This window comes from Candidatus Methylopumilus turicensis, from assembly GCF_000953015.1.
In the GTDB taxonomy this organism is placed as follows: domain Bacteria; phylum Pseudomonadota; class Gammaproteobacteria; order Burkholderiales; family Methylophilaceae; genus Methylopumilus_A; species Methylopumilus_A turicensis.
The window spans coordinates 1,295,300-1,320,293 of the sequence record NZ_LN794158.1; the positions used below are offsets into that span (position 1 = coordinate 1,295,300).

A 24,994-nucleotide genomic window follows, 5' to 3' on the forward strand; every position below is an offset into this window, starting at 1 on the left:
TAATAAAGACCGAAAAATGGCTTACTACAAAGTAGAACCCCCTTATCAACATGGCGACCAGGCAAAAGTCGGCATTTTACTCGCCAACCTTGGGACGCCTGATGCCCCGGATGCAAAAGCCTTAAAAAGATACTTAGGCCAGTTTCTGATGGATAGACGCATCGTCGAAATCCCGCGCTTTATTTGGTGCTGGATTTTACATTGCATTATTTTGGTTATTCGTCCAAAAAAATCCGCTGAAAAATACGCCATGGTATGGACCAGCGAAGGCTCGCCTTTGATGGTTAATGCGCAAAAACAAAAAACACTGCTCTCAAGCTTTTTAAGCAAACGTATTGCATCGCCTTATGTGGTTGAGCTTGGCATGAGCTACGGCAACCCAAGCATGGCTTCTGCAATTGAGCGACTCAAAGCGCAACATTGCAATAAAATATTAGTGTTTCCACTTTATCCGCAATATGCGTCAAGTAGCACAGCGGCTTCATTAGATGCAATTTGGAAAGTCTTACTCAAAACACGCAATGTACCAGCGATTCGCACCATTCGTAATTACCACGACCATCCTGCTTACATTCAAGCATTGGCCAGCAGCGTTCAAGAACATTGGGCGACTAACGGCAAGCCAAGCAAGCTAGTCATGAGTTTTCATGGCGTGCCGAAATTCCACTTACTCAAAGGCGACCCTTACCACTGTGAATGTATGAAAACAGGTCGCTTATTGGCAGAAGCACTCAACCTCAGCAAACAAGAATATCAAATCGCGTTCCAATCTCGCTTTGGCAAACAAGAGTGGCTAAAGCCTTATTTGGCGAGCACGTTAGAAGATTTAGGCAAGGCCAAAACTGAACGTATTGATGTGATTTGTCCAGGGTTCAGCAGTGACTGTTTAGAAACGCTGGAAGAAATCGCCATGGAAGGCAAACATATCTTCCAAAGCCATGGTGGCGGTGAATACCATTACATTCCATGCCTGAATGGGCGTGAAGCTTGGATTAACGCGATGTGCGATATCGCCATGGAAAACCTGCAGGGCTGGGTATCGAGCGAATGGAATGCACAAGAGGCCGAAAAACAAGCCAAGCTGACTGCACAACGCGCTCAGGCATTAAGCGAAAAGGCCTAAATCTAGACTAAGCGTTTATAATGTTTGAATTCGTTTGCTTTAAGCAAAACAGGCAACCAAAAATAGGTAAGCAAAGATGATAGTAATAACTGGTGGCGCAGGCATGATCGGCAGCATGATTGCATGGCATCTCAACCATTCAGGCCGAGATGACTTGGTGATTGTGGACGACATTCAGCACCCTGAACAGTGGCAAAACCTTGTGAAACGCCGCTACGCCAATTATCTAGACAAAAGCGAGCTTGCTTGCTTTTTAGCGGGTAAGCCTAAAATCGACGCCATCATCCACATGGGTGCGATTAGCGCGACGACCGAGCGCGACTTCAATAAATTAGTCCAAAACAATATTCGCTACAGCCAGTTTTTATGGAATTGGTGTACTGAAAACAAAGTGCCATTTTTGTACGCCAGTTCTGCCGCCACTTATGGTGCCGGCGAGCAAGGCTACGATGATGCTTGCGACATTAATACGCTTCGCCCACTCAATGGCTATGGCTATTCAAAACAATACTTTGACCAATGGGCCCTGCAACAAGGCGCGCACAAAAGCCCTCCTCAATGGCAAGGCTTTAAGTTTTTTAATGTGTATGGCCCTAACGAATACCACAAAGAGCGTATGGCCAGTGTCTCGTTCCATACGTTTAATCAGTTCAAAGCTGAAGGCAACGTGAAGTTATTCAAGAGCCATTTAGCGGGCTATGAAGATGGCATGCAGTTGCGTGATTTTGTGTATGTCAAAGATGCGGCTGCGGCGGTTGTGCATTTTATAAATAACCTGTGTGAATCTGGTATCTACAATATCGGTACAGGCCAAGCAAGGGCATTTAAAGACCTTGCAAGTGCAGTGATGACCAGCATGGGAAAAGCACCGAACATTACTTATATCGACATGCCAGAAGACCTACGCGGCAAGTACCAATACTTCACCGAAGCGAAGATGCTCAAACTCGCAGACGCTGGCTACACAGCAAAATTTCATACCCTAGAAGACGGTGTGCGTGACTACGTGCAAAACTATCTCTTGCAAGCTGACCCTTATTGCTAACAATATAAAAACCATGACCTCATCAGAAAACTTACAAAACGCCATTGCCGAACACCAAGCGATGTTTGCCAAACTAGGCGATTTAATTCCGCAAATTAGCCTTGTTGCTGAAGAGCTTAAAGCCTGCATCAAGCGTGGCGGTAAAATCTTAATCATGGGTAACGGCGGTAGCGCAGCTGATAGCCAACATATCGCGGCTGAAATTGTGGGGCGTTTTAAAAAAGAGCGTCGCGGCTTGGCAGCCATTGCACTCACAACTGACACATCCATCATTACCTCTGTGGGTAATGATTATGGCTACGATTATATTTTCGCGCGCCAAATCGAAGCCCTTTGCCGCCCAGAAGATGTGGTAATTGGCATCACCACTTCAGGCAACAGCAAAAACGTGGTTGCAGCGATTGAAGAAGCAAATAAATTAGGTGCAACGACGATTGGTCTGACTGGCGGCACTGGAGGCAAGATGAATGCATTATGCAAATACAACCTAGTCATGCCTTCAAGCGAAACCGCCCGTGTTCAAGAAGCGCATATTTTTGTTGGCCATTGCTTGTGCGACTTGCTTGAGTCAGAATAAAACCATGAACCAAGACCTCATTAATACCGTCAAGTTATTCAACGAATCTCATAAATGGGTGCTGGTCATTGGCGATCTCATGCTAGACCGCTATTTAATTGGCGATGTACAGCGTATATCTCCTGAAGCGCCGGTGCCAGTGGTGCTTCTCAAACAACAAAATGACCGCGCAGGCGGCGCAGCCAATGTGGCGGCTAACTTAGCCAACTTAGGCATCAGTACGCGCATTGCAGGCTGTGTGGGCGAAGATGCAGAAGCAACAACATTGCTGGCGTTGATTAATCATCTAGGCATCAAATCTGAAGCGGTGATTCAATCATCCACAAGACCAACGATCGGTAAAACACGCGTCATGAGCTCGCACCAGCAAATTGTTCGCATCGACCAAGAAAGCCAAACGAAATTTAGCGCTGAAGAAAATGCGGAATTGCATGTATTGATTACGCGTGCACTTCACGAAAAACCATCCATCGTGATTTTGTCAGACTACGCTAAAGGCGTTCTGAGTGACGATGTGTGCCAGTCCATCATTCAAGCATGTAAAGAAGCGAACATTCCCGTTCTTGCCGACCCTAAAGGCCAGGACTACAGCAAATATAAAGGCGCAACCGCACTCACCCCAAATAAGAAAGAAACCGCTGAGGCGTGTGGTGTGAATATGAACGACACAGCGGCTTTATTAGCTGGCGCAAAGAAACTGAAATTGAATTTAGGCCTTGAGTTTTTAGCCGTCACGCGCGGCGAAGAAGGTATTACCTTATTTGATCAAACTAATGAACACCACTTAGCCGCAACTGCTAAGCAGGTGTTTGATGTCTCTGGCGCTGGCGACACAGTGATTGCAACGCTAGCGGCAGGTTTAATTCATGGCCTAAGCCCACAAGATGCACTTAGTTTAGCGAATACCGCTGCGGGAATTGTCGTTGGAAAAGTGGGCACCGTGCCTATTCAGCTGGATGAACTCCTTCATGAGTTAACTGCAAAAAATACCAGCGAGCAAGCCGATAAAATTACGGATTTAGCAGGCTTGAAATTAAAGGTAGACGCTTGGCGCGCCGCTAAACAAAAAATCGTCTTTACCAATGGATGCTTCGACTTACTTCACGCTGGGCATGTGACTTATTTGGAAGCCGCTAAAAAGACCGGTGACAAGCTTATCCTTGGCTTAAATACCGATAGATCAGTGAGCGCTTTAAAAGGGCCAACGAGACCAGTCATCCATGAGAACGACAGAGCACGCGTATTGGCCGCATTAGAAGCCATTGATGCCGTGATTTTGTTTGATGAAGACACTCCGCTTAATCTTATCCATGCAGTGAAGCCTGATGTGATTGTCAAAGGTGATGACTATACGGAGGAGCAAGTAGTGGGCGGCGTGGAAGTCAAATCATGGGGCGGGCAAGTGAAGCTTATCCCATTGGTGCAAGGCCGCAGCACGAGCAAAATCATAGCAAAAATGGCGCAATAATCCATTTCACATTCAATCAATTCTGTGCAAAACGCTCACTCAGCATCTGAAAAAATCCTCGTATTAGGCCCAGCTTGGGTCGGTGACATGGTCTTAGCACAAAGCCTATTCATCACGCTCAAACAACAAAACCCACAATGCCAAATTGACGTTGCAGCCCCCGCTTGGACATCACCGCTTTTAGCGCGCATGCCCGAAGTAACAAACGCAATTGCCCTCCCTTTCAAGCACGGGGAGTTTGCGTTTTGGGAACGCATCCGCTTTGGCAAGCGCTTACGCAAAGAGGCTTATACGCAAGCCATTGTTCTGACCAACTCCCTTAAATCAGCCATTTTGCCTTTTGCAGCAAATATTCCGCGGCGGACTAGTTTTTTAGGAGAAATGCGTTATGGTTTAATTAACGATATTCGTCCGTTAAATAGAGCCAAACTACCAAAAACAGTGGATCGTTTTGTCACATTGGGATTAGCTAAAAATGTCGATTTGCCCAATAAGCTCCCCAACCCAAAACTGATTGCTAATCATACCAATGCCTTGGTCACATTAACTAAAATTGGTCATCAAAAACCATCTCACAAAGTCCTTGGCTTATGCCCTGGCGCTGAATATGGCGAAGCTAAACGCTGGCCAATTGAATACTATGCCGAAGCTGCGAAAGCCGCGCTGGCTAAAGGCTGGGAAGTTTGGATTTTTGGCTCTGAAAAAGACATGCCTTACACTAAGCAAATCAATCAACTCACGAAAAATGGTTGTTTAGATTTAGGCGGAAAAACCAAGCTAGGCGAAGCCATCGACTTAATGGCTCTATGCGACACCGTGATCAGCAATGACTCAGGCCTGATGCATGTTGCCGCGGCTTTAGACAAAAACCTTATCGCGATTTTTGGCTCAAGCACCCCGCACCACACACCACCAATGAGCGATAAGTCTCACATTCAATATCTGGGCCTGCCTTGCAGCCCATGTTTTGAGCGGACCTGCCCCCTGACAAACCCCGTTGAACATATGCAATGCTTAAAAAAAATCACGCCCGAAAGCGTGATGCATTTATTCCAATAAACTTTTTTATCAGCCTATTTATAAAAAGCTTTATACCAAGTCGCAAACTTCGCAATACCCTCGTTTAATGGCGTGTAAGGCTTAAATCCGACCCAAGCTTCCAAAGCCTGAGTATCTGCATAGGTGGCTTTGACATCACCGTCTTGCATCGGTAAAAATTCTTTCTCAGCAACTTTACCAAAAGCATCTTCAAGCATGCCAATAAAATCCATGAGCTTTTCAGGCTGATTATTGCCAATATTAAACACACGATAAGGCACACTGCTATTGGGCTCTGGCGTTGCAGGCTTATCCGCCACACGGACCACGCCTTCAACAATATCGTCGATATAAGTAAAGTCACGCATCATATCGCCGTGATTAAACACCTTGATAGTCTTGTGATTCAAAATCGCATCAGCAAACAAGAATGGCGACATATCAGGACGTCCCCAAGGGCCATAGACCGTAAAGAAACGAAGACCTGTGGTTGGGATACCATACAAATGACTATAAGTATGTGCCATCAGCTCATTGGCTTTTTTGGTGGCCGCATACAAGCTAACAGGATGATCCACCGTATCTTGCTCGCTAAATGGCAACTTGGTATTGCCGCCATAAACACTTGACGAGCTGGCATAGACTAAATGCGCTACTTTGTTGTGACGACAGCCTTCTAGGACATTAGTGAAAGCCACTAAATTACTTTGCACATAGGCGTGCGGATTTTGCAGTGAATACCTCACCCCTGCTTGTGCCGCGAGGTGAATGACACGCTCTGGTTGCTCTGCTTTGAACAAGGCTTCAGTTGCTGAGGTATCAGCCAAATCGAGCTTAATAAATTTGAAGTTGCCTGCATGTGGATGTTTGGCAATATCATTTAGACGTGCTTCTTTAAGGCTGACATCGTAATAATCATTGAGATTATCAACACCAATCACGATATCGCCTCGGGCTAATAATCTAAGTGTGGTTTGGTGGCCGATAAAACCAGCAGCACCTGTCACTAAAATTTTCACGCCACATCCTTTTGCAATTCACGCTGAGTCTTCTCATGGCGTTTAATTAAGATTAAGTTTCTTGCATAAACAAAGGTGCCTGGAATTTGGCCAAAAATAATCACCGGCTCTAATTTATGAATACCGTAAAGTAGAACTGTTATGCCCCCAATTAAACTGAAATACCAAAAGCTCACAGGAATAATGCTTTTTTGATGACGCTCACTATGAAGCCATTGGACGATAAAGCGCATCATAAACAAAACTTGACCAAACAAACCCACACAAAGCCAAATCAGATCTCCTTGCGAGGTGCTACTAAAATAATGATGCGCGGAATCAACGATGTGATGAAAAAAAGAAGTAATACCGTATTCCATACTTTTCCTATTTGGACTTTTTCTTATTAAGTTTCGTCAACAACAATGACAGGTAATTTAGCGCGACGTTGTAACCATGCCACACCAAACAAATCCACAATCCCTACCATTAATCGATCCAATGTTCCGTAATTGGATTGACCAAACTCGCGGTTACGGTGACTCACGTGCACAGAACGAATCTGTCCACCAGCACGCTTAATCAAGGCAGGCAAAAAGCGATGCATGTGATCAAAATAAGGCAAATCTAGAAAGGCAGCTTTATTGAACAGTTTTAAACCACAACCTGTGTCTGGCGTATCGTCACGCAACATTTTTGAGCGGACTGTGTTAGCAATTACCGAAGATATACGCTTAATCCAAGTATCACGACGACTTAGTCTTCTGTTACCACCCACCAGCCAAACGCCCTCTTCCAGCGCAGCAATCAGTTTGGGAATATCGGCAGGATCGTTTTGCCCATCACCATCTAGCGTAGCGACCCAATCATACTTAGCAGCCTTAACACCCGAACGCACAGCTGTGCTTTGACCGCAGCTATTCGCATGGCGAACAATGCGTAATTGTGGATACTGCGTTTGTAATTGTTGCAAGCGCGCATGCGTTGCATCGGTGCTGCCATCATTGACGTACACAATCTCATGCGTAAAGCCATGGAGCGCCGCATTAATTTCAGCAATTAAAGGCGCAACGTTATCTTGCTCGTTACGCACGGGCACGACCACGGAGAGTTTTTTGGGAGGGGTGAATTTCGCCATGAAATTAGCTTAACCTTTTCAAATCAGATCACCCTCAACTAAGATCGCCAAGGTGATTAAAAACCGTTATTTGGTGGTTGGCACAATAATCTTGCCAACCTTCAACATCTGTCCAAGCACTCAAAAACACAAAATCTAACCCCGCATTGGTGGAAGCTTGATGGTCATATCGACTATCCCCAATAAACAACGCGGGTTTAACAATGCTGCCTGCATCGAGTTCACGCGCCAGAATGGTATCTTTATTATCTGGGCTACCGTAAATACCAGCATCAAACATTCTATCAATACCACGTTGCTTAAATATGTCACGCAACTCCGCTTGGTCGCCACCTGAAACAATCATCCATTTTGCATGCTTGTTTTCATTTCGAACATGGTGAAGGTAAGGCGAAATTTCGCAATCGGTCAGCAGTCTTTTTACTTCTGCAGTAAAGCTATCAAGCAAGTCATGCATGGCTTGCTCTGTGACTGTCAGCTGCATAATCTCACGCAAAAAATACTCAAACTTTGGATAGCGCGAAATACCGCCAAACTTCACATGATGATCAACCAAGGCCTGAGCTTGTGTTTTATTCGCCCCGAACTTAATCGCCACATCATAATAAGCCTGTATCTTAAGCTGATTGGAATTGAGCACTACCCCATCACAATCAAAGACTAGCGTTTTGTATTCAGCGAGTGGTCGCATCCCCTGAATACTCAAAAACCTATATCCAGCGACTTCGCTGAATATAGGTTCGGACTTGAATAAATAAATAACAAACTAAAATGATCTAAATTAGGCAGGCTTAATCGCGCTAGCTTCTTTTGCTAATTTTGTAATGTGCGCCCAATCACCACGCGCCACAGCATCCGCAGGTGTTAGCCATGTGCCACCACAAACCACCACGTTAGGTAATGATAAAAATTGTGGCGCTGATTCAACCGTCACACCACCGGTTGGGCAAAACTTCACATCGCCAAATGGACCCGCAAAGCCTTTTAGTAAATTAATGCCGCCAACTGCAACTGCAGGGAATAGCTTCAAGAAATAATAATCATCCGCATTCGCCATCATGATTTCAGAGCCTGTTGAAACGCCTGGTAACAATGGCAAACCAATTTGACGTGCAAACTGACCTAGCTCGCTTGTGTAGCCTGGACTTACAGCGAATTTGCAACCTGCGTCTTTAGAAGCTTGTGCATCTTTGTTGTTACGCACAGTGCCAGAACCCAAAATCGCTTCAGGCACCGCCTTCGCAATCGCTTCCATACCAGCTAATGCACATGAAGTACGCAAAGTCACCTCAAGCACCTTAATGCCACCTTCAAGCAAAGCCTCAGCCATCGGCACCGCATCTTCAACACGGTTAATCACGATGACTGGAATAACTGGCCCTTCTTTAGCTAAATCTAATGTATTCATGTTCTACTTTTTCTATAATTTTAAAAATGATTAAACCGTTCAAAATTGATTCAGACAAGGCGTCTTTCGCGAAGACAGTGCATCTAGCACGGCAAGCGAAAGCAACGCAGTATCAATCAATTATTTTACAGCCAGGTGACTGCGCCTTCTTCGGCTGTTAGCACATTACTTCTCATCCCACCAAACAACTCACGCCCCATGCCATGGGCGTTTGCAAAGCGTTTTGAGTCACTTAACTCTTCAATGTGACGTGCTTTCCAAGTGTCTTCATCCACTAAAGCATTTAAGGTGCCCGCAATGACGTTCAAGCGGATTATGTCGCCTGTACGAATCTTGCCAATCGCACCGCCAGCTGAAGCTTCCGGTGACAAGTGAATTGCTGCAGGCACTTTGCCTGATGCACCGCTCATACGACCATCAGTCACAATCGCTACTTTAAAGCCCTTACCTTGAAGCACAGACAATGGCGGCGTTAATTTGTGGAGCTCTGGCATACCATTCGCTTTAGGGCCTTGGTATCGAACCACCGCCACAAAGTCTTTTTCTAATTCGCCACGCTCAAAAGCTTCTAACAACTCTTCTTGCGCATCAAACACCACGGCTGGCGCCTCGATGATATGACGGTCTTCAGGTACAGCTGAGCTTTTAATCACTGAACGGCCAAGATTGCCTTGCAACAAGAGCAAGCCGCCAGAAGCGCTAAATGGTTTAGATGATGTGCGTAAAATTGTTTCGTCAGGGCTTTCTTTAGGCAAATCAACCCAGCTCAAGCTTGTGCCGTCGGTCTGTGGTTTTTTGCAATAATCACGCAAGCCGCCAATCACCACAGATTGAACATCTTCATGCATGTAACCACCTTCCACCAACTCACGAATCACGAATGATGGGCCACCTGCATCTTGGAACTGGTTAACATCTGCTTTACCGTTTGGATAAACGCGCGCCAACAACGGTGTGTTTTTAGATAGTTTGTTAAAATCTGCCCAATCAATGATGATGCCCGCTGCACGTGCAACAGCTACCCAGTGAATACAGTGGTTCGTACTACCACCCGTGGCCAATAAGGCCACAATCGCGTTCACAATGACACGTTCATCAACCATCTTGCCGATAGGCATATAACGATTTTGATAGGTATTTTCTAACACCACGCGAACAGATTCACGTGTCAAACACGCCCGAAGCGGATCATGAGGATGGACAAAAGCCGCGCCAGGCACATGCAAGCCCATGGCTTCAAGCAGCATTTGGTTACTATTGGCCGTGCCGTAGAAAGTACAAGTGCCAGCACCGTGATAAGCCGCTGACTCAGAAGCCAACAATTCAGGGCGACCAACCTTGCCTTCCGCAAATTTTTCACGCACTTTAGATTTTTCAGTGTTATCCAAACCAGTGCTCATCGGGCCAGAAGGCACGAATACACAAGGCAAATGGCCAAATTGCAAAGCACCAATCAACAAACCGGGAACAATCTTATCGCACACGCCAAGGAGCAATGCAGCATCAAATACGTCATGTGAAAGCGCAACAGCAGTACTCATCGCAATCACATCACGTGAGAATAAGCTTAACTCCATGCCAGGCTCGCCCTGTGTAATGCCATCACACATCGCAGGCACGCCGCCAGCCACTTGCACTGTAGCGCCATATTTATGGGCTTCAGCACGAATCACTTCCGGGAAATTCACATAAGGCTGATGCGCAGAGAGCATCTCATTGTAGGCAGTCACAATGCCGATATTTGGTGCTTTTTCAACCACCACTTTAAATTTATCATTTGCTGGCATTGCCGCAAATGCATGCGCCACGTTAGCACAGCCCATACGATCAGGCCCACGAGTGCGTGCAGCCATCTTCTCAATACGTTGTAAATAAGCGTAACGCGTAGGCGCACTGCGCTCACGAATACGTTCGGTCACTTCATTTAGGATTTGTTTCATGCTGTCGCTATAGAGGATTGAATTAGTCTTTGATTATCCCCAATGCAGGGCTTATCGTCAATTCAAACAGCCCTCAAACCCAGCCCAAAAGACATCTTTTAACCGGATTTAAGCTTGGTAATTCTGTTTTTTTTAGTATACTCAAAGGCGAAATTAACCATCACCAATATAAAAATGAAAATCAGCGGCTTTACCTTTATACGAAACGGCACGCTTCTTGGTTACCCCTTCATAGAAAGCATCCTTTCCGCCCTCCCAATCTGCGATGAATTTATTGTGGCTGTTGGCGATAGCGAGGACGACACGCTCGAACGCATTCGCGCCATCGGCTCAGACAAAATTCGCATCATCCAGACCCAGTGGAATGAAAAAATGCAAGATCGTGGTTTTGTTTATGCACAGCAAAAAATGATTGCGCAATACAATTGCACTGGAGACTGGGCTTTTTATCTTGAAGGCGATGAAGTGTTGCATGAAGATGACTTGCAAAAAATCAAAGCTTCAATGGAAAAGCATCTAAACAATCCAGAAGTTGAAGCACTTGCGTTTGACTACCATCACTTCTTTGGTAGCCCAGACTGGGTTGCCATCAGCCCCGCTTGGTACAGACAAGAGTGCAGGATTATTCGTAACACCATCAGAAGCTGGGCGCCAGATGGACTCTATTTTGTGGTGATGGACAAGAACAGAAAAGGCCGCTATCCGAGAGCTGCTTTAGTAGGTGCGCCAATTTATCATTATGGTCATGTGAGAAGTGTAGAAGCGATGCGCCAAAAAAATGAACGCGTAGGCAAATACTGGAAACATGATCATCCATTATTTAATGGATATCAGATTGACCCTCAATCATTAAAGCCATTTGATGGAACGCACCCAGCAATCGCAAACAACTGGCTAAAAAATGAGGCAGAGCAAAATTTCACGCCAAACAAAAACCATGAGTTAACGAAGCGTGAAAAGAAACACCGATGGGCAATGAGAATTGAAAAGTGGTTTAACATAAAACTCAACAAAAAACATTTCACAACCTGATATAGCTCAACCACCTACTCTAATATCCTGGTTAAAAAAATATGTCCCACACTGTAACTGTAGACTGCAGACTGCATAACAATTTTCGATCGAGCTCAGAGCTGTTATTAAGAAGGGCTGAACCAAGTGTTGATTTATATCTAGAGAAGCATTTATTTTCGAGGAGAACAAAACGATTTAGGGTCAAAGCTATTTTATGGATGGATTAAAAAGAGCCTTTTAATATAGAAATCGTGACTCGTGTGACAAATGGAAAGTTTATGCCAACACTTTTCCACCTCTCAAGATATTCTCTTCTCATAAGACTCTATTCTTAGAAGATAGGAACCTTCAGTTAGGTAAATCAGAGAGTCTAGAAAATACCAATAAATCACAAAAGGTGTTTTCATGGAGAAGCTACTTAAGAGCTCTGATACCAGCCATTACAACCCGGCGGATAAAAGTTATTGAGATTTTATGTAATGAGAGTAAGCGGTTTCGATTGATATATGAAATGGCATCGCTCTTGGCCATCAGTTGATTGGGAGTATCTGTTTTGATGAAAACGAAGAAAAAACAACATTTGGTAATGTTGTTACAGTTTTTTTAAGAGTCAATTTGAGTAAAAAATTTAAAAGGCTTTAGGCAATGATTAAACGCAAAGCAATAGACGTCTCCGCTGGCGCTCTTGTAGACAAGGTATATGTTCTTTCTGTCAAAACCTTTACTGAACGGATTGCGCATATTCAGAGAGAGATGAAAAAGCACAATATTCAATTTGAATTTATTTTCTCACATGACATTCCTGAGATTGATTTAGATTCATTAAAAACCTTTGAGTCAAACAAGTTATCAATGGCTCAAATTTCTCTGGTTTTAAAGCACATTCAGGCATGGAAAGATGCCTTAAAAAGTAACTATAAAAAAATTCTAATCTTTGAAGATGATGCCCTTTTGTCTAAAACCTTCAACCAACAATTTAAACTAGTCATCGAGGAAGCTAGCAGGTTAGATCCTGGATATTTGATTTTTTTAGGTGGTGCAGATGTCAAAATTCCAATGGCAGAACTAGCAGTCGACAATTTACTTTTAGAGAGGCCCATCGCCACAACGGAGGGATACATCACAGACATTGATGCCTGTAAAAAAAGGCTTCAATGGTTAGAGCAAAACAAAATATCGTTACCAGCTGACCATTTGATTAAACTGATAGACCAGACTTCAGCAGTAAAAAGTTTTTGGGCGAGACCTGCCTTAGTTGAACAAGGAAGTGTGACGGGTATGTTTAAAAGTCATCTAGACTTAAATAGACAAAAACACTCGTGGTTGTTCAATATGTTAAGATATAAATGGAATAAGCACCGCAGAGTAGTTAGGCGATGGATTGCCATAATCAAATTTAAATTAAATATTTTGTAAGTTAGGCTCGTTGTGATTAATTTTTTCAAAAAACAAAAAATAAGCCCCCTTGTAATTACAAGATACTTAATTATTCTTGAATTAATAGCGATTCTTTTTTCACCTGCACTAAGCAATTTATTTGAAATGGTTTTATTTGCTTTTTGCATAACTTCCAAGGAAATTAGAACAACGATTTGGAATAGTAAAAGTCAGCCCCTATTTGTGAGCTCTGTAGTTTTTATTCTGACACTTGCGATTTCTACAACATGGAGTGTTGCTCCTCTAACGGAAGCGCTGAACTCACTATGGAGCTGGCGTAAAATAATACTGCTACCTATATCTTTAGTGCTTTTTCAAGAGGCTATCTGGAAGGAAAAGGCACTCAAAGGTTTTATGTCTTTTAGCATCGCCGCTTGTGTCGCGTCTTATATAATGTTCCTAACAAATCACGCAGTGCATGGATGGGAGGCTGGTGTTCTTGTCCGAAATCATGCGACTCAAGGCATGATTTTTTCAATCGCTGCATTTGTAATTTTCACAAAATTAGTCATCGCCCCCACTAAATTAGAAAAACCAAAAATTACCATACTTGTATTAGGTATTTTGGCGCTAGTAATTAATGTTTCATTCATCACGCCAGGCAGGAGTGGTTATCTTGTTTTACTGACGCTTACAATAGTTTCTGTAGTTAGTTATGCAATGACATACAAAAAAATAAATTCAATTATCATTCTTGTTGCATTGTTAATTCCAACCCTTATCTTTATATCCCCAAGAGTTCATGAAGGGGTTTCAAGGGGAATCAATGAAATGCAGAATGTAGACAAAATTGCCGAACCAACGTCAATGGGACAAAGAGTAAAGCTTTGGGGTAATACAATCGAAATGATTAAAGAAAAGCCTCTTATGGGAGTGGGATTAGGAGGCTTTCAAAAAGCTTATTCAGAAAGAATGCAGAATGCCCCAGAGTGGCAAAAGGTCATTCTTCACGACCCTCACAATCAATTTTTAAAAATAGTTGCGGAGCTCGGCCTACTCGGCCTAATGTCTTTTCTTTATATGCTTGCAACCGCCTCATTACAACAACCTTCATCTCGAGAACATAAAATACTAGGATCGGGAGTTCTCCTAGCCTGGTGTGGGACCAGCATGTTTAGCTCCCATTTTTCAACATTCACTGAGGGACGCTTCATATTTATTTGGCTCGGTGTAATGCTTGCTGGTCATGTCTCAGAAAAATCAAACCAATAACAACATGAAGACTGTTTTAGTGACTGGAGGAGGCGGCTATATAGGTTCTCATATGGTGAAGCTTTTAGAGCGGAAAGGCTTCTCAATTATTACGGTAGACAACCTATCGAATGGCTTCAAGCATGAACTGATAGCAAACAACCTCATTGAAATTGACCTGTTGGATAGCGTTGCCGTAAATCATTTATTTGCCTCACAAAACATTGATGTCGTCATTCATTTTGCAGGTCTCATTTCTGTAGCTGAATCGGTATCAGACCCAAATAAGTATTACGAAAACAATGTAATCGGGACATTAAATTTGCTTAATGCAATGCACTTGCATAACGTAGAAAAACTAATATTCTCTTCAACGGCTGCGGTTTATGGGCACCCTCAATCCGAAATGATTAAGGAGTCCCATGAAAAAAACCCAATCAACCCCTATGGAAAAACAAAGCTGGTTATTGAAGAGTTCATACGCACACTGAACAAAAACTTCAAGCTTCAATACGGGATATTACGTTACTTCAACGCTGCAGGAGCAGATCCGGAGGCTGAACTGGGCGAAAGACACACCCCAGAAACACATTTAATTCCACTCACTATATTTGCAGCCTTGTCTGGAGAATTTGAGCTAAATATTTTTGGGAATGATTACCCAACGCCAGATGGCACATGCATACGTGATTATGTGCATGTCTCAGATCTGTGTGATGCACATTTGCTGGTACTGAAAAAGTTGCTATCTTGCAATGAATCAATGGAGTTTAATTTAGGCAATGGCAAGGGATACTCGTGCTTGGACGTTGTGAATGCTGTGGAAAAAATTTCTCAGAAAAAAGTAAAATTCAAGTTTTCGAATCGACGTGATGGCGATCCTACGCAATTAATTGCTGACTCAGCTTTGATCAGAGAAAAGCTTGGCTGGACTCCAAAATTTGAACAAATAGAAACAATCATTGAGCATGCATTGAATTGGGAAACTAAAATTAAGCGCTATATATAAGAAAGACCATTTTGAAGAATACCTTAAGCATAGTCATTTGCACAAAAAATGAAGCTCTCAACATTAGTGACTGCGTAATCAGCGCATCCTTCGCAGATGAAGTATTAGTAGTTGACTCTGGCAGCACTGACGACACCGTAGATATTGCTAAAAAATTAGGAGCAAGGGTACTTGAAACTGACTGGCCAGGTTATGGCCCACAGCAGAATAAAGCAATAGATGCTTCTAAAGGCGACTGGATTTATTCGATAGATGCTGACGAACGGATTACTCCCGAACTAAAAACTGAAATACTTAACGTCATAACTCATGAAGAACACAAGGTTTATGACGTTCCGAGAAAATCATTTTTTATCACAAAATTCATGAACCACTCTGGCTGGTGGCCTGATAGAACAAGACGTCTTTTCAAGAGGGGATTCGCAAGATTTACAACCCATGAAATTCATGCAAATCTTTCTACCTCTTTCAGAGTCGGCCATCTTAAATCTCATATGATTCACTATAGCTACAAAAACTGTCACGAAGTTTTAGAAAAAATGAATCGTTACTCCTCAGGCTCTGCAAATGACATGCTAGCAAATGGTAAAAACAGTTCTCTTCCTAAGGCCCTTGCGCACGGGTTTTGGGCTTTTTTTCGAACATACTTTATCAAGCTAGGTTTTTTAGATGGTCAAGCTGGCTTAATCCTAGCAATCGCAAACGCAGAATCATCTTATTACAAACATCTAAAGCTATACTTGCTATCACAACAATAAAATCAATGTGACGAGATCCTATCTCTTTCGTTACAACACCTATTTTATAATTTTCTTATTTTGTTAGCAGAGGTCTATATCATAATAGACACAACGCAAAGATAGAGTCATCGATTTATGCTTAAGTCATTCAAGCCCAGCAGAAAAATCCAAAAAATTCTAGTGATCCAGTTTAAATACCTTGGTGATGCCGTTTTCATTACACCCGCTCTTCAGGCGCTTCATTACCAACACCCTGAAGCAGAAATTCATGTTTTAGTGGCTAAAGAAGTTGCTCCCATATTTGAGCATCTACCATTCATCACAAAAACTTGGGCTTTCCCACGTAAGAGAGGCAAAGCTAAGCTCTCAGAGTCACTGCCTTTTGTGCAAGCACTACGTAAAGAAAAATTTGACCTTTCGGTCGACTTTGTTGGCAATGACAGAGGAAGTATTTTAAGCCTTTTGGTGGGTGCAAAATCTAGAGTTTCAGCCATAGAGCACCAACTTACTTTATTACAAAAGCTAGCTTACACCCGAACCATACAAACCAGCTTACTTCCTACTTCTTGGGTTAAACGACATTTAAAAATGTTGAGGCTCTTGATGGGCACATCTGAAACAACAGCACCTCAAATGTTAATTGTTGCCAATCCATTATTAGCCTCTCAAGCTAAGCAATTATTGCAAGATCACCAGATCATCTGCCATTTAGGTACATCTCAAGAGAAAAAAGAATGGCCGATTGCGCGCTGGGTTGAGTTTTATCAATTAGCGACTAAGGCTGGCTACAAAATCGCTTTTTCAGCGGGGCCTAACGAGCGCGAGCGAAATCTTATTGCAGAACTAAAGAAAGCATTGCCAGATGCTTTTGAATTACCCCCAGTGAATGATTTGGCAATGTACTTATCTGTGCTAGACCAAGCAAAACTTGTAATTTCTGGTGACACAGGGCCACTACATTTTGCTGCAGGCCTGGGGGTTAAGGTAATTGGGCTATTTGGCACAGCAGATTCAGTGCGCCACGCAGCTCCGATTTACAAAGATCATGAGTTAGCCATGAGTAGCCCATGCACTTGCCTAGCTGAAAGCTCACAATTTGTAACCTGCCAAAGCGCCTCCCCTTGCATGAACTCGATCTCAGCCCAGCAAGTTTTCGAGCGACTTAAAGAACGCTATCCTCTTAAGGCTTCTTAAGCGTTAAAATAGACGCATCTTCACAGAAAATTACATTCCTTGCGTATCCTCATCGTCAAAACCTCATCCATGGGTGATGTGATTCACAACCTCCCCATCATCGCTGACATCCATGCAGAGTTTCCTAGCGCTCAGATTGATTGGGTGGTTGAGGAGGGCTTTACAGATATGCTGAGGCTTAATCCTCAGATTAACAGGGTCATCCCAGTCGCTATTCGCCGCTGGCGCAAACATGTATTTAGCAAAAAAACTTGGCTGGAAATTAAAGCGTTTAAGCTCGCCTTAAAAAGCACGCACTACGACTTCATTATTGATACTCAATCGCTTCTAAAAAGCGCGTTAATTGGCTGTCTGGCTAATGGAAAACGCTATGGCCAAAGTCCGAGCACTGCGCGCGAGAGACTAGCTGGTTTTTTATATCACCACCGCTTCGCTATCTCGCGAACACAACATGCTGTTGAGCGTAATCGCCAGTTAACTGCATTAGCACTCAATTTTAGAGTGCCGACAAGCGCGCCAAACTTTGGACTGCCAAGAAACGAACTGGTTAAAAAAATTGATATGCAATTGCCTGAAAAGTACGTCATGGCTTTTCATGCGACCAGTCGTGATTCAAAACTATGGCCGATGGGCCATTGGGTTTCTTTAGGTCTTTTATTGGCCAAAAAAGGCATCACCCTCTGCTTGCCATGGGCGAGTGATACTGAAAAAAGTCGCGCCAACATTATTGCCACACATGTGCCACAAGCCGTTGTGTTGCCGAAGTCCAGTATCACAACGCTTGCCCATATTACCGCGGGCGCACAAGCAGCTGTGGGTGTAGACACGGGCCTAGTCCATCTTGCAGTGGCAATGGACGTTCCAACAATTGCCATTTATACAGACACACATCCTGATTTGAATGGTGCTTATGGTGGCCAAAATGCACTTGCGATTAATTTAGGTGGAAAAGGTCGCATGCCTGAACCTAGCGAAGTGTTTAGTGCATTTGATAGGCTAGGAACGTTCTAATGTTGAATCACCAAATATTGGCATACATGCTAAAACTGCTCGCAAAGCTGCCATTATGGGTTGTGCACTTATTAGGCTCTGCACTGGGCTGGTTAAGCTATTTAAGTTACCAAAAATACGCTCACTTAATCAACACAAACCTAAAGCTAAGCCAGTTAACAAAAGATAGCGTCAGCCTCAAAAAAACATTACACCGCAACATTAGTGAAACAGGCAAAGCCTTCTTAGAAACCTTTGCTATTTGGTTTAAAGATTACTCCAGACTATCACCATGGTATCAAGGCTGCACTGGCTGGGAGCACGTTGAATCAGGCTTAAGTAAAGGCAAAGGCATTATATTTCTAACGCCTCACTTGGGATGCTTTGAAATTACTTCACTTTACTACGGGCAATTTCACCCGATCACCGTATTATTCCGCCCCCCCAGACAAAGTTGGCTGATGCCGCTTATTAATCAAGGGCGTCAACGCGGCAAAGTGAGCCTGGCACCAGCTAATGCGCAAGGCGTGAAGCTATTACTTCAAGCCTTAAAACGTGGTGAGGCGATTGGGATTTTGCCCGATCAAGCGCCATATGAAGGGGAAGGCGAATGGGCGCCATTTTTTGGACGCCCAGCTTACACCATGACACTCGCATCGAAACTTGCACAAAAATCTGGTGCGCAAGTGCTCATGGCCTTTGGTGAGCGATTGCCAAATGGACGTGGCTACCACATTCATATTAAGCCGATTCCTGAAGGTGGCATCAACACACCTGAATTACTCAATCAAGCAATTGAGAACACCATAGCGCAGTGCCCTTCGCAGTACATGTGGATTTATGACCGTTATAAAGTTCGAAACTAATCTCGCTTAAAAATTATCAGCAAAATTTAATTTTTGCTCTTGTAATCATCCACATCATCCCCATTTAGCAACTTATCGTAAAAACAAATCACTAAAAATAAGGGATTTTTATGTCGCAAGAAGACCAAAACCAAACTCCTGAAGCTGAAAATACAACCGAAGCTTCTGTTGAAACAGAAAAAACGCCTGAAGCGCGCATTGCGGAGCTAGAAGCGCAATTAGTGGAGCAACAAGCTGCTGTGCTGTATGCCAAAGCCGAAGGCGAAAATATCCGCCGCCGCGCGACTGACGACATCGACAAAGCGCGCAAATATGCGCTTGAAAAATTCTCTGGTGAATTGTTAGCAGTTAAAGACAGCTTAGATGCTGCGCTTGGTGTGGCGAATGCCACGCTTGAAAGCTACAAAGACGGTGTTGAATTAACTTCAAAACAGCTATTTAGCGTATTCGAAAAATTCAATATCGCTGAAGTAAACCCGGTTGGTGAAAAGTTTGATCCAAACAAACATCAAGCAATTAGCGCCATTGAAGCCGAAGGTGAACCAAATACCGTGCATAGCGTTTTGCAAAAAGGCTACACATTGAATGAACGCGTTCTGCGCCCTGCTTTAGTGATGGTCGTCAAAGCAAAAGAATAGAACTTTTCAAAATGGGGTCTTGAAAGATCAAAACTTAGCCCCATTAACAGTACATAGAAATTTTGAATTAACTAATTATTTAAAGAGGAATATCTCATGGGTAAAATTATCGGTATTGACTTAGGCACCACCAACTCTTGCGTGGCCGTCATGGAAGGTGGCAAGCCACGCGTGATTGAAAACGCTGAAGGCGGGCGCACTACACCATCTATCATCGCTTACCAAGATGATGGCGAAATTTTAACTGGCGCGCCAGCTAAGCGCCAAGCAGTGACCAACCCTAAGAACACATTGTTCGCGGTTAAGCGTTTAATCGGTCGCCGTTTTGACGAAAAAGAAGTTCAAAAAGACATCAATCTAATGCCTTACTCAATCGCAAAAGCCGACAATGGTGATGCATGGGTAGAAGTGCGTGGGCAAAAAATGGCACCACCGCAAATTTCTGCTGAAGTTTTACGCAAAATGAAGAAAACTGCGGAAGACTACTTAGGCGAAGAAGTGACAGAGGCAGTAATTACCGTGCCTGCGTACTTCAACGACAGCCAACGTCAAGCAACAAAAGATGCCGGCCGTATCGCTGGCCTAGATGTTAAACGTATCATCAACGAACCAACTGCAGCGGCATTAGCATTTGGCCTAGACAAACAAGAAGGTGATCGCAAGATTGCAGTGTATGACTTGGGTGGCGGTACATTTGACGTGTCTATCATTGAGATTTCAAGCATCGATGGCGAGCACCAATTTGAAGTACTTTCAACCAATGGCGACACGTTCTTGGGCGGTGAAGACTTTGATAATCGCATGATTGACTTCTTGGCTGATGAGTTCAAGAAAGAGAACGGCCTTGATTTGCGTAATGACTTGCTTGCTAAGCAACGTCTAAAAGAAGCGGCTGAAAAAGCGAAGATTGAACTCTCTTCAGCACAACAAACTGAAGTGAACTTGCCTTACATCACTGCAGATGCTTCTGGCCCTAAACATTTGGTCGTGAAAATTACCCGTACTAAATTTGAATCTTTGGTTGAAGATTTGATTGAACGCACGATTGCACCTTGTCGCACAGCCCTAAAAGACGCTGGCGTAAGCATCGATGAAATCGGCGATGTAATTTTGGTGGGCGGTCAAAGCCGTATGCCCAAAGTGCAAGAAAAAGTAAAAGAGATTTTCGGTAAAGAAGCACGTAAAGACGTCAACCCTGATGAAGCGGTGGCTGTTGGCGCAGCAATTCAAGGCGGCGTATTGCAAGGCGATGTAAAAGACGTGTTGTTGTTAGACGTATCGCCATTGTCACTCGGTATTGAGACCATGGGCGGCGTGATGACTAAACTCATCAAAAAGAACACAACGATTCCAACTAAGGCATCACAAGTGTTCTCAACAGCTGAAGACAACCAAAACGCTGTGACCATTCAAGTGTTGCAAGGTGAACGTGAAATGGCATCTGGCAATAAGAGCTTGGGTCAATTTAACTTGAGCGACATTCCTCCAGCACCGCGTGGCATGCCACAAATTGAAGTGACTTTTGATATTGATGCTAACGGTATCTTGCATGTATCTGCAAAAGATAAAGCCACTGGCAAAGAGAACAAAATCACGATTAAGGCAAACTCAGGCTTGTCTGAAGAAGAAATCAAACGCATGGAAGAAGATGCAGCAGCGCATGCCGATGAAGACAAAGCATTGCGTGAGTTGGTTGATGCGCGTAACGCAGCAGACGGCATGATTCACAGTGTGAAAAAATCGTTAACAGAGCACGGCGACAAATTGGATGCTGACGAAAAAGCGAAAATTGAAGCGGCAGTTCAAGATGTTGAAGATGTGCTAAAAGAGGGTGACAAAGAAACGATTGAAGCTAAAACGAATGCATTAATGGAAGCATCACAAAAGCTAGGCGAAAAAGTTTACGCTGAGCAACAAGCTCAGCAAGCTGGCGGTGCTGAAGCGCAACCACAAGGCGAAAAAACAGTTGATGCTGAAGTGGTCGATGCTGAGTTTGAAGAAGTAAAGTCTGATAAAAAATAATCTTTTTTATTGGTAAAGATAAGCACATCCTCGTCAAAAGCGTGGGTGTGCTTTCTTGCATTTTTACATGCATTTTTAGCCCAACCTTATAAGCGACAGAATAATGGCAAAACGTGATTATTACGAAGTACTTGGTGTCAACCGAGATGCTTCAGCAGAAGAAATTAAAAAAGCTTATCGCAAACTTGCGATGAAGTATCACCCTGACCGCAATCCAGACAATCCAAAAGCGGAGGAGCAATTCAAAGAAGCCAAAGAAGCTTATGAAATGCTCTCTGACGACCAAAAGCGTGGTGCTTATGACCAATATGGCCATGCAGGCGTCGATCCTAGCGCAGGCCCTGGTCCTGGCGGTGCTGGCTTTGGTAATTTTGGCGATGCTTTCGGTGACATTTTTGGCGACATCTTTGGTGGTGGCGGAGGTGGTGGTCGTCGCTCTAATGTTTATCGCGGTGCCGACTTGCGTTACAACATGGAAATCTCACTCGAAGATGCTGCGCGCGGCACAGAGACCAAAATCCGTATTCCAGTCATGTCTAAATGTTCACCTTGTAATGGCACAGGCGCTAAAGCAGGCACATCGCCAGTCACATGTACCACCTGCCAAGGTCACGGCCAAGTGCGTATGCAACAAGGCTTTTTCTCCGTGCAACAAACCTGTCCAAAATGTCATGGTAGCGGTCGCATGGTCAAAGACCCATGCCCAAGCTGCCATGGTGATGGACGTGTTAAAGAGCACAAAACCTTATCGGTGAAAATTCCATCAGGCGTGGATGAAGGAGATCGTATTCGCTTAACAGGCGAAGGTGAAGCTGGCGTCAATGGCGGCCCGACGGGTGACTTGTATGTGGTTGTGCACCTAAAACAACACGAAATCTTCCAACGTGAAGGTGGCGATTTACATTGTGAAATGCCGATTAGCTTCACGACTGCGGCGCTTGGCGGTGAGATTGAAATCCCGACGCTCGATGGTCATGCAAAAATGAAAATTCCTGCAGAAACTCAAACAGGGGCGACATTTAGACTACGTGGCAAGGGAATCAAGCCACTTCGAAGCAATCAAAATGGCGATTTAATGGTGCATGTTGTGGTTGAAACGCCAGTCAAACTCAACGAAAAACAACGCGAATTATTGCGCGAGTTAGAGGCGATCAATCAACAAGATTCAGAAAAGCACAGCCCGCGTGCTAAAGGTTGGTTAGATAAAGTGAAAGACTTCTTTGAATAATTAAAAGTAGTGTTAATAAAAAAGCCTGCATCAGCAGGCTTTTTTATTAACTATAAATTTCAGAAGTTGAAGCTGAAAGACCGCAGGGGTCTTGTCCGTGGAATATATCCGCTAAAGCGGATTATTCACACGCCATATGTCCCTTTTTGAATGAACTCCACTTTATAGCCATCAGGGTCTTCTACAAAAGCAATCACAGTCGTGCCGTGCATCATCGGTCCAGCTTCACGCACCACTTTACCGCCGGCTTTTTTGACTTGTTCACAGGTCGCATAGGCATCATCCACTTCAATCGCCACATGTCCATAGGCCTTGCCCATATCGTAACTTTCTACACCATAGTTGTAAGTGAGTTCTAATACGGTATGGTCTTTTTCATCGCCATAGCCAACAAATGCTAATGTGAATTTTCCATCTGGGAAATCATGCTGACGCAGCACTTTCATGCCTAAAATTTCAGTATAAAACTGAATGGATTTTTCTAAATTACCCACACGTAACATGGTATGTAGCATGCGCATCATGACTTCCTTTCAATATAAAAAATTACTTAGTCGCCATTAGGCGTTGATATTTTTCTTGCAACTGCGCTTGAGTTTCAACCACATCAGGGTTAAGCGGAATGCAGTCTATTGGGCAAACTTTTTGGCATTGCGGCTTATCGTAATGCCCGACACACTCAGTACATAAGTTGGGGTCGATCTCATAGATAGACTCGCCTTGATAAATCGCACCATTCGGGCATTCTGGTTCACACACATCGCAATTGATGCATTCATCGGTAATCATTAACGCCATACGTAAACCTGTTAACTTTCTATTACTTTTTCAACTTGGTATTAATACATGCTTGGATATGCGGTGAAACGAATTGTGTGACATCTCCGCCCAGCATGGCCACTTCGCGTACTAAGCTTGAAGAAATAAACATGAATTGTTCGGATGGGGTTAAAAACACAGACTCCACTTGCGGATAAAGCTTGCGGTTCATACCTGCCAATTGAAATTCATATTCAAAATCTGAAGCCGCTCGCAGGCCACGAATCACCACACGGGCGCCTTGGTCTTGTACAAACTGCATCAGTAAGCCTGAAAAACCAATCACCTTAACGTTAGGGCAATCTTTAAGCACATGGCTCGCCATTTCAACGCGCTCATTCAAATCAAAAAATGGCTTTTTACCTGGGTTGCTCGCGACCGCCACAGTCACTTCAGAGAACAAGCTTGCAGCACGGCGCACAATATCTTCGTGCCCCATCGTGATAGGGTCAAACGTACCTGGATAAACGACTTTTAGATTGTTTTGCATAGCATCAACCGAATTGCGACCAGTGGTGTGAGGTCAATAGCCCAATTCTAACAGGCTCTGGAGGTTTTACTAAGTGGCGGTTTTTAATAAATGATAGAAAACATTGCCGGCCTTGCCTGACTTATAGACTTGCCAGTCGGCGTTATCAGTTAGCGCAAACTCAGCTTCAACATACACCAAACCATCTTCTGATAACGCTGTTTTGATAAGCGGCAATACTTGATCTAACAAGCCTTGATGGTATGGGGGATCTGCAAAAATCACGTCGAATTTTTGCTGATTTTGCTTGAGGAATTGCAAGGCATCGACGTTAAGCACTTGGGCATTGGTCGCTTTTAACGTCGTTTTATTGTCCACTAAGGCTTGATAAGCAGCGCGTGACTTCTCTATCAAGACCACTTGCGTGGCACCACGCGACAAAGCCTCAAAGCCCATCACCCCCGTGCCCGCAAACAAGTCCAAACAGCTTAACCCATGAAGCGTTTGCCCCAGCCAATTAAAAACAGTCTGGCGCACTCTGTCAGGTGTTGGGCGTAAGCCATCTACATCAGGGAACTTGAGCAGACGACTGCGCCAATCCCCTGCATTAATTCGAACCGTGTTATTTGCTTTTCTGCTCAA

Annotated in this window: 26 protein-coding genes; 16 read left to right on the forward strand and 10 right to left on the reverse strand. The window is 43.9% G+C overall.

The window, feature by feature from the left end:
* Window positions 1–16: 16 nt before the first annotated feature.
* From hemH to waaF, 5 genes are all read left to right on the forward strand, one after another.
* The gene (hemH, locus tag BN1209_RS06455; protein ID WP_045751446.1) at window positions 17–1,123 is read left to right on the forward strand and encodes a ferrochelatase; all 1,107 of its coding nucleotides are present in this window, start codon (window positions 17–19) and stop codon (window positions 1,121–1,123) included.
* Window positions 1,124–1,199: 76 nt separating this feature from the next.
* Complete coding sequence (gene rfaD / locus BN1209_RS06460; protein ID WP_045751447.1) at window positions 1,200–2,168, forward strand: ADP-glyceromanno-heptose 6-epimerase; 969 nt, start codon at window positions 1,200–1,202, stop codon at window positions 2,166–2,168.
* Between the two features lie 13 nt (window positions 2,169–2,181).
* Entirely contained in the window at window positions 2,182–2,745 is a 564-nt protein-coding gene (locus BN1209_RS06465; RefSeq protein ID WP_045751448.1) for a D-sedoheptulose 7-phosphate isomerase, read from the forward strand.
* A gap of 4 nt (window positions 2,746–2,749) precedes the next feature.
* Window positions 2,750–4,213: a D-glycero-beta-D-manno-heptose-7-phosphate kinase gene (gene rfaE1, locus BN1209_RS06470; RefSeq protein WP_045751449.1), complete on the forward strand. Its 1,464-nt coding sequence runs from the start codon at window positions 2,750–2,752 to the stop codon at window positions 4,211–4,213.
* A gap of 87 nt (window positions 4,214–4,300) precedes the next feature.
* Window positions 4,301–5,272, forward strand: coding sequence for a lipopolysaccharide heptosyltransferase II (gene waaF, locus BN1209_RS06475; RefSeq protein WP_045752033.1), 972 nt, complete (start codon window positions 4,301–4,303; stop codon window positions 5,270–5,272).
* A gap of 14 nt (window positions 5,273–5,286) precedes the next feature.
* Here waaF and BN1209_RS06480 read toward each other — a convergent pair whose 3' ends face one another.
* The 6 genes from BN1209_RS06480 to edd all read right to left on the reverse strand — a co-directional run bounded on the left by BN1209_RS06480 (window position 5,287) and on the right by edd (window position 10,735).
* The gene (locus tag BN1209_RS06480) at window positions 5,287–6,270 is read right to left on the reverse strand and encodes an NAD-dependent epimerase (protein WP_045751450.1); all 984 of its coding nucleotides are present in this window, start codon (window positions 6,268–6,270) and stop codon (window positions 5,287–5,289) included.
* Entirely contained in the window at window positions 6,267–6,629 is a 363-nt protein-coding gene (locus BN1209_RS06485) for a lipid-A-disaccharide synthase N-terminal domain-containing protein (RefSeq protein ID WP_082048418.1), read from the reverse strand. The genes BN1209_RS06480 and BN1209_RS06485 overlap by 4 nt, the downstream gene beginning before the upstream one ends.
* Before the next feature lie 26 nt (window positions 6,630–6,655).
* On the reverse strand, window positions 6,656–7,387 hold the full coding sequence (locus tag BN1209_RS06490; protein ID WP_045751451.1) for a glycosyltransferase family 2 protein: 732 nt from the start codon (window positions 7,385–7,387) through the stop codon (window positions 6,656–6,658).
* Between the two features lie 34 nt (window positions 7,388–7,421).
* Window positions 7,422–8,093 (reverse strand): HAD family hydrolase, encoded by a 672-nt coding sequence (locus BN1209_RS06495; protein ID WP_320408763.1) that lies wholly within the window; start codon window positions 8,091–8,093, stop codon window positions 7,422–7,424.
* 75 nt (window positions 8,094–8,168) lie between these two features.
* A complete protein-coding gene (eda, locus tag BN1209_RS06500) occupies window positions 8,169–8,795 on the reverse strand; it encodes a bifunctional 4-hydroxy-2-oxoglutarate aldolase/2-dehydro-3-deoxy-phosphogluconate aldolase (RefSeq protein WP_045751453.1) in 627 nt (208 codons plus the stop codon).
* A gap of 125 nt (window positions 8,796–8,920) precedes the next feature.
* Window positions 8,921–10,735, reverse strand: coding sequence for a phosphogluconate dehydratase (gene edd, locus BN1209_RS06505; RefSeq protein WP_045751454.1), 1,815 nt, complete (start codon window positions 10,733–10,735; stop codon window positions 8,921–8,923).
* Between the two features lie 174 nt (window positions 10,736–10,909).
* On the opposite strand from edd, the gene BN1209_RS06510 reads away from it, so the two are divergent.
* The 11 genes from BN1209_RS06510 (at window position 10,910) to dnaJ (ending at window position 23,064) form a co-directional block, all read left to right on the forward strand.
* Complete coding sequence (locus BN1209_RS06510) at window positions 10,910–11,767, forward strand: glycosyltransferase (RefSeq protein WP_045751455.1); 858 nt, start codon at window positions 10,910–10,912, stop codon at window positions 11,765–11,767.
* 627 nt (window positions 11,768–12,394) lie between these two features.
* Window positions 12,395–13,165 carry a glycosyltransferase family 25 protein gene (locus BN1209_RS06515; protein WP_045751456.1) on the forward strand — a complete coding sequence of 257 codons (771 nt, stop codon included), beginning with the start codon at window positions 12,395–12,397 and terminating at the stop codon, window positions 13,163–13,165.
* A 12-nt stretch (window positions 13,166–13,177) separates the two neighbouring features.
* Entirely contained in the window at window positions 13,178–14,398 is a 1,221-nt protein-coding gene (locus tag BN1209_RS06520; RefSeq protein WP_045751457.1) for an O-antigen ligase family protein, read from the forward strand.
* 4 nt (window positions 14,399–14,402) lie between these two features.
* Complete coding sequence (gene galE / locus BN1209_RS06525; RefSeq protein WP_045752035.1) at window positions 14,403–15,386, forward strand: UDP-glucose 4-epimerase GalE; 984 nt, start codon at window positions 14,403–14,405, stop codon at window positions 15,384–15,386.
* Window positions 15,387–15,397: 11 nt separating this feature from the next.
* Entirely contained in the window at window positions 15,398–16,144 is a 747-nt protein-coding gene (locus BN1209_RS06530; RefSeq protein WP_045751458.1) for a glycosyltransferase family 2 protein, read from the forward strand.
* Window positions 16,145–16,306: 162 nt separating this feature from the next.
* Window positions 16,307–17,320, forward strand: a complete 1,014-nt coding sequence (locus tag BN1209_RS06535) for a glycosyltransferase family 9 protein (RefSeq protein WP_171816510.1) — start codon at window positions 16,307–16,309, stop codon at window positions 17,318–17,320.
* 39 nt (window positions 17,321–17,359) lie between these two features.
* Window positions 17,360–18,331, forward strand: coding sequence for a lipopolysaccharide heptosyltransferase I (gene waaC / locus BN1209_RS06540; protein ID WP_045751460.1), 972 nt, complete (start codon window positions 17,360–17,362; stop codon window positions 18,329–18,331).
* The gene (locus BN1209_RS06545; RefSeq protein ID WP_045751461.1) at window positions 18,331–19,176 is read left to right on the forward strand and encodes a lysophospholipid acyltransferase family protein; all 846 of its coding nucleotides are present in this window, start codon (window positions 18,331–18,333) and stop codon (window positions 19,174–19,176) included. Before waaC ends, BN1209_RS06545 begins: the two co-directional genes overlap by 1 nt.
* A 110-nt stretch (window positions 19,177–19,286) precedes the next feature.
* Entirely contained in the window at window positions 19,287–19,814 is a 528-nt protein-coding gene (gene grpE, locus BN1209_RS06550) for a nucleotide exchange factor GrpE (protein WP_045751462.1), read from the forward strand.
* Window positions 19,815–19,910: 96 nt separating this feature from the next.
* A complete protein-coding gene (dnaK, locus tag BN1209_RS06555) occupies window positions 19,911–21,836 on the forward strand; it encodes a molecular chaperone DnaK (protein ID WP_045751463.1) in 1,926 nt (641 codons plus the stop codon).
* 103 nt (window positions 21,837–21,939) lie between these two features.
* Window positions 21,940–23,064: a molecular chaperone DnaJ gene (dnaJ, locus tag BN1209_RS06560; RefSeq protein WP_045751464.1), complete on the forward strand. Its 1,125-nt coding sequence runs from the start codon at window positions 21,940–21,942 to the stop codon at window positions 23,062–23,064.
* A 125-nt stretch (window positions 23,065–23,189) separates the two neighbouring features.
* Here dnaJ and gloA read toward each other — a convergent pair whose 3' ends face one another.
* The 4 genes from gloA to rsmD form a co-directional block, all read right to left on the reverse strand.
* Entirely contained in the window at window positions 23,190–23,585 is a 396-nt protein-coding gene (gloA, locus tag BN1209_RS06565; protein ID WP_045751465.1) for a lactoylglutathione lyase, read from the reverse strand.
* A gap of 25 nt (window positions 23,586–23,610) precedes the next feature.
* The gene (locus tag BN1209_RS06570) at window positions 23,611–23,862 is read right to left on the reverse strand and encodes a YfhL family 4Fe-4S dicluster ferredoxin (protein ID WP_045751466.1); all 252 of its coding nucleotides are present in this window, start codon (window positions 23,860–23,862) and stop codon (window positions 23,611–23,613) included.
* 22 nt (window positions 23,863–23,884) lie between these two features.
* Entirely contained in the window at window positions 23,885–24,373 is a 489-nt protein-coding gene (gene coaD, locus BN1209_RS06575) for a pantetheine-phosphate adenylyltransferase (protein ID WP_045751467.1), read from the reverse strand.
* A 69-nt stretch (window positions 24,374–24,442) separates the two neighbouring features.
* Window positions 24,443–24,994, reverse strand: coding sequence for a 16S rRNA (guanine(966)-N(2))-methyltransferase RsmD (gene rsmD, locus BN1209_RS06580; RefSeq protein ID WP_144402557.1), 552 nt, complete (start codon window positions 24,992–24,994; stop codon window positions 24,443–24,445).

What these genes read in the sequence shown, in the direction of transcription:
- BN1209_RS06485 (WP_082048418.1), bottom strand. Translation starts at nt 6,629, where the DNA reads ATGGAATACGGTATTACTTCTTTTTTTCATCACATCGTTGATTCCGCG.
- dnaK (WP_045751463.1), top strand. Translation starts at nt 19,911, where the DNA reads ATGGGTAAAATTATCGGTATTGACTTAGGCACCACCAACTCTTGCGTG.
- BN1209_RS06490 (WP_045751451.1), bottom strand. Translation starts at nt 7,387, where the DNA reads ATGGCGAAATTCACCCCTCCCAAAAAACTCTCCGTGGTCGTGCCCGTG.
- edd (WP_045751454.1), bottom strand. Translation starts at nt 10,735, where the DNA reads ATGAAACAAATCCTAAATGAAGTGACCGAACGTATTCGTGAGCGCAGT.
- coaD (WP_045751467.1), bottom strand. Translation starts at nt 24,373, where the DNA reads ATGCAAAACAATCTAAAAGTCGTTTATCCAGGTACGTTTGACCCTATC.
- galE (WP_045752035.1), top strand. Translation starts at nt 14,403, where the DNA reads ATGAAGACTGTTTTAGTGACTGGAGGAGGCGGCTATATAGGTTCTCAT.
- BN1209_RS06570 (WP_045751466.1), bottom strand. Translation starts at nt 23,862, where the DNA reads ATGGCGTTAATGATTACCGATGAATGCATCAATTGCGATGTGTGTGAA.
- hemH (WP_045751446.1), top strand. Translation starts at nt 17, where the DNA reads ATGGCTTACTACAAAGTAGAACCCCCTTATCAACATGGCGACCAGGCA.
- dnaJ (WP_045751464.1), top strand. Translation starts at nt 21,940, where the DNA reads ATGGCAAAACGTGATTATTACGAAGTACTTGGTGTCAACCGAGATGCT.
- rfaE1 (WP_045751449.1), top strand. Translation starts at nt 2,750, where the DNA reads ATGAACCAAGACCTCATTAATACCGTCAAGTTATTCAACGAATCTCAT.
- grpE (WP_045751462.1), top strand. Translation starts at nt 19,287, where the DNA reads ATGTCGCAAGAAGACCAAAACCAAACTCCTGAAGCTGAAAATACAACC.
- BN1209_RS06510 (WP_045751455.1), top strand. Translation starts at nt 10,910, where the DNA reads ATGAAAATCAGCGGCTTTACCTTTATACGAAACGGCACGCTTCTTGGT.
- BN1209_RS06465 (WP_045751448.1), top strand. Translation starts at nt 2,182, where the DNA reads ATGACCTCATCAGAAAACTTACAAAACGCCATTGCCGAACACCAAGCG.
- eda (WP_045751453.1), bottom strand. Translation starts at nt 8,795, where the DNA reads ATGAATACATTAGATTTAGCTAAAGAAGGGCCAGTTATTCCAGTCATC.
- BN1209_RS06515 (WP_045751456.1), top strand. Translation starts at nt 12,395, where the DNA reads ATGATTAAACGCAAAGCAATAGACGTCTCCGCTGGCGCTCTTGTAGAC.
- gloA (WP_045751465.1), bottom strand. Translation starts at nt 23,585, where the DNA reads ATGCGCATGCTACATACCATGTTACGTGTGGGTAATTTAGAAAAATCC.
- waaF (WP_045752033.1), top strand. Translation starts at nt 4,301, where the DNA reads ATGGTCTTAGCACAAAGCCTATTCATCACGCTCAAACAACAAAACCCA.
- rfaD (WP_045751447.1), top strand. Translation starts at nt 1,200, where the DNA reads ATGATAGTAATAACTGGTGGCGCAGGCATGATCGGCAGCATGATTGCA.
- BN1209_RS06545 (WP_045751461.1), top strand. Translation starts at nt 18,331, where the DNA reads ATGTTGAATCACCAAATATTGGCATACATGCTAAAACTGCTCGCAAAG.